This window comes from Ilumatobacter sp. (genome assembly GCF_041688325.1).
Lineage (GTDB): Bacteria > Actinomycetota > Acidimicrobiia > Acidimicrobiales > Ilumatobacteraceae > Ilumatobacter_A.
Genome location: NZ_JBDNIJ010000291.1, coordinates 1 through 3,784, shown reverse-complemented (window position 1 = coordinate 3,784; position 3,784 = coordinate 1). Strand labels below are relative to the sequence as shown.

The 3,784-nt window shown below is 64.9% G+C and carries 5 protein-coding genes and 1 riboswitch; all 5 genes read left to right on the top strand.

Annotated elements, in window-relative coordinates; translation table 11 throughout:
• The first annotated feature begins 37 nt into the window (after positions 1–37).
• Positions 38–226, top strand: a riboswitch (cobalamin riboswitch).
• Positions 227–241: 15 nt separating this feature from the next.
• On the top strand, positions 242–442 hold the full coding sequence (locus ACH2EI_RS15510; protein ID WP_395156108.1) for a CbtB-domain containing protein: 201 nt from the start codon (positions 242–244) through the stop codon (positions 440–442).
• Positions 443–448: 6 nt separating this feature from the next.
• Positions 449–1,222 (top strand): CbtA family protein, encoded by a 774-nt coding sequence (locus ACH2EI_RS15505; protein WP_395156106.1) that lies wholly within the window; start codon positions 449–451, stop codon positions 1,220–1,222.
• Positions 1,223–1,232: 10 nt separating this feature from the next.
• Positions 1,233–2,108: a precorrin-2 C(20)-methyltransferase gene (cobI, locus tag ACH2EI_RS15500; RefSeq protein WP_395156104.1), complete on the top strand. Its 876-nt coding sequence runs from the start codon at positions 1,233–1,235 to the stop codon at positions 2,106–2,108.
• A complete protein-coding gene (cobM, locus tag ACH2EI_RS15495; RefSeq protein WP_395156102.1) occupies positions 2,105–2,956 on the top strand; it encodes a precorrin-4 C(11)-methyltransferase in 852 nt (283 codons plus the stop codon). Before cobI ends, cobM begins: the two co-directional genes overlap by 4 nt.
• Before the next feature lie 9 nt (positions 2,957–2,965).
• Positions 2,966–3,784 (top strand): cobalt-precorrin-5B (C(1))-methyltransferase CbiD (gene cbiD, locus ACH2EI_RS15490; protein WP_395160691.1); only part of this gene is annotated, 819 nt, incomplete at its 3' end.

Here is a 3,784-nt window from a genome sequence, read left to right as displayed (position 1 = left end):
GAGCAGCAGCGCGCAATCAGCACTAATTCGCGGCTTTCGTTGTGATCACTCCCACGTCGGGTGGTACTCTCTGCAAAGACCGAACGGGAACACCGGTGAAAATCCGGGGCTGTCCCGCAACTGTCACCGAGGAGCGAACCTCTACATGCCACGGCCTTCGGGCTGGAAGGCGGAGGCAAGCATTGATCCGGGAGCCAGGACACCGAACGGGATCAGTACACACCACGAGGATTGGAAAAAAATGAGTGACACCTTGATCGCTACACCTGCCGCGAGCACGCCGATTCGTGTGCCCGCCGTTGTATGGATTGCCGCAACGATGGCGCTGTTTGCGTCATATCTCATGCTCGGCGAGAACGGCGCACTACTGGCCAGTTCGTGGGAGCTCTTGCACGAGAGCTTCCACGACGGTCGCCACGCCTTCGGCGTTCCCTGCCACTAGGCCATCTTGACTCCCACATACAGCGCCGTGTTGAAGCGGGCGCTGCTGGCTGGCGTGCTCGTCGGCATTGCGCTCGGCGTCTACGTACTCGTCGTCGTTGAGCCAGTCATCACCGATGCGATTGCGCTCGAAGAGCGTCTCGGCGATGGCCATACCCACGCCGCATCAGACGCGGCACATACCCACGGCGACGATGCTCTCGTCAGCCGCCGAGGTCAACTCGTTGGTGGTTTCGTTGCAAGCGTTGCGCTCGGCGTGATCGTCGCCGGCGTGTTCGGCACGATCTTCGCTGCCGTGCGCCACCGGCTTCCTGGGCGCAACGACTTCCACCGGTCGCTGTGGTTGGGCACCGTCGGCTTCGTCTCGGTCGCTTTGATCCCGGGCCTCAAGTACCCGGCAAACCCACCTGCGGTCGGTGACGCTGCCACTGTCGGCGAACGGTCGGTGCAGTGGCTCTCGCTCGTCGTGGTCTCGATGATTGCTGTGTTCTTCTTGGGCCGTCTCTCAGTTGCACTGCGCTCGCGGATCGACGACGCGTCGCGTTGCTGCGTGGTTGCTGTTGCATCAGTTGGGGTCTTCGGAGCGCTCCTCGTCCTCTATCCATCGACACCTGACTCGATCAGCCCCAGTGCTCCGGCTGCCTTGGTGTGGGACTTCCGACTGCGCTCATTGGGCAGCCTGGCGCTGCTCTGGGCAGGCATCGGCGCCGGCTTCGGTCTCTTCATGAACTCGCTGACACAACGCGCGACCACCACCGTCGCAGCCGACGTCCTCGTCTGAACGTTCGCGCATGCACAACACATCGATGAATCTGCCCGAACACCTCGCGGTGCGCCTCCGCGCACTGGCCGAACAGAGCGGATCGTCCGAGGAGGAAGTGATTCGCGAACTGGTCGAACAGCGACTCGCCGATCTCGCGACGACGCAGCCCTCCGAGGCACCGGTTCCCGGCCGTTTCGTCGGGGTGGGGGTCGGCCCGGGACCCGCCGACCTGGTCACGTTCAAGGCGGTGCACGCACTCCGTCGAGCCGACCGCGTTGTCGCACCGTGCACATCGGTCGAAGCGATCGGTCGCGCCGAAGCGATCGTGCGTGAAGCAGCGCCCGATGTCGTCGTCGAGCGGATGGTCTTTGTGATGGTCGTCGAGCACGAGGTACGCGCGGCTGCGCTCCGCGAGGTGTGCGAACGGATCGTTGCCTACCTCGCAGCAGGCGACGAGGTCGCGTTCATCACGCTGGGAGACCCCAACCTGTACTCAACGGTGTCGTCCGTGGTTGCTGGCATCCTCGCTCGTCGCCCCGGCACCATCACCGCCACCGTGCCGGGAATCGCCGCGTTCCAGGCACTGGCGATGGAAGCCGACGTGGTGCTGACCGACGAACAGCAGTCGCTGCTGTTGTTACCGGCCAGCGTGGCGCCCGAGGTCATCGACGAGGCGCTCGCGGACCGCACCCGCACCGTGGTGCTGTACAAGGGAGGTGGGCGCATCGCTGCGATTGCCGACCATCTCGAGGCGGCCGATCGCCTCGGCCCGGCAATGCTTGGCGAACTGATCGGCATGCCCGGCCAGCGCGTGACACCAGTCGCCGATGTCCGTGACCGTCCAGCCAGCTATCTCAGCGCCGTCATCTCTCCCGCACCCGAAGGCATCGGACCCACCCCATGAGCACGACTGCATCACCATCCGATACCGAGCCCACCTCGATGATTTCGTTCGTCGGTGCAGGCCCCGGCGCCGACGATCTGATCACGCTGCGCGGAGCGCAGCGTCTTGCTGGCGCCGACGTCGTGATCTGGGCATCGAGCCTGATTCCCGAGTCGATGCTCGATCACTGCCGTCCCGACGCCACACTCCACGACTCGGCGACGATGACTCTCGAAGACGTACTCGACGTGTTCGAGGCGCACCCCGATGCGATGATCGTGCGCCTCCACAGTGGCGATCCCAGCGTGTACGGTGCGATCCAAGAACAAATCGACTGGTGCCACGAGCACGAGCGCTTCTTCGAAGTCGTTCCCGGAGTTACCTCGGTTGCCGGAGCCGCGGCCGAGATTCGTCGCGAGTTGACGATTCCCAAGCGCGGTCAGGCACTGGTCTACACCCGACTCGCCGGACGCACGTCAGCGTCGATGCGTGAGTTCGAAGACGTCAAGTCGTTCGCGGCGCACGGCACCACAATGGCGGTGTTCCTCAGCGGCGCCCGACCAGACGAACTTCAAGACGAGTTGTTGGTCGAAGGCAGCCGCTACACAGCCGACACTCCCGCCGTCGTCTTCGTCCGAGCGACCTGGCCCGATCAGCAGATCGTGCACACGACGGTCGGCGGTGTGGCAGCAGCCATCCGCAGCACCGGCGCGACCATGACCCTGTTGGTACTCGTCGGCGACGTACTCGAAGACATCCCCGTCGATGCGCGCAGCCATCTCTACGACCCCGCCTACACCACTGCGTACCGGCTGCGCTCTGAACGCGGCTCGACCGAAGGGCGCGCGAGCGCTCGCAGCACGCACTGAAACGCTGCCATGTCCACGTCCGAACCCGAACTCTCACCCGATGTGGCCAACGCCACCGGCTTGCGCACGGGGTGGACGACCGGAACCTGTGCATCAGCAGCCGCAAAGGCGGCAACCGCCTGGCTCGTCCACGGTGCCCCACCGACCGAGGTCGAGGTGAGGTTGCCAGACGACACCCGCGTCACGTTTCCCACCGCCGACATCGACCCCACACATCCGTACCGCATTGCGATCGTCAAAGACGCCGGCGACGATCCGGACTGCACCGACGGCGCGCACATCACCGCCGAGGTGCAGTGGGCCGACGATTCCTATGAGGCCGGTGACGACGTGACGCTGCTCGGCGGGACCGGCGTCGGACAGGTCACCAAACCTGGCCTGGGCCTCGATGTGGGCGGCCCCGCGATCAACCCTGTTCCAGCGCGGATGATCCGCCAGGCGATTGCTGAGGTCACCCCCCTCCCGATCACCTGCACGATCTCGGTGCCGGGTGGCGAGCAGATGGCAGCAAAGACCTCGAACGCACGACTCGGCATTGTCGGCGGCATCTCGATCTTGGGGACGACGGGCATCGTGAAGCCCTTCTCGACTGCAAGCTACCGCGCCAGCGTCGTGCAACAGATCGATGTCGCTGCCGCGCAGGGCAAAGACACCGTGGTTCTCGCCACCGGATCACGCAGTGACGATTGGGCCCAGGCAACCTGGCCTGAACTCGAACCCGTGTCGTTCGTCGAGGTCGGTGACTTCACGGGCATCGCACTCCGACGCGCTGCAGGCCACGGAATCGAACACGTTCGCTTCGTCGGCATGGCGGGCAAGATCGCCAAG

Coding starts and splice junctions, on each gene's coding strand:
- cobM (WP_395156102.1), top strand. CDS start 2,105: ATGAGCACGACTGCATCACCATCCGATACCGAGCCCACCTCGATGATT.
- cobI (WP_395156104.1), top strand. CDS start 1,233: ATGCACAACACATCGATGAATCTGCCCGAACACCTCGCGGTGCGCCTC.
- ACH2EI_RS15510 (WP_395156108.1), top strand. CDS start 242: ATGAGTGACACCTTGATCGCTACACCTGCCGCGAGCACGCCGATTCGT.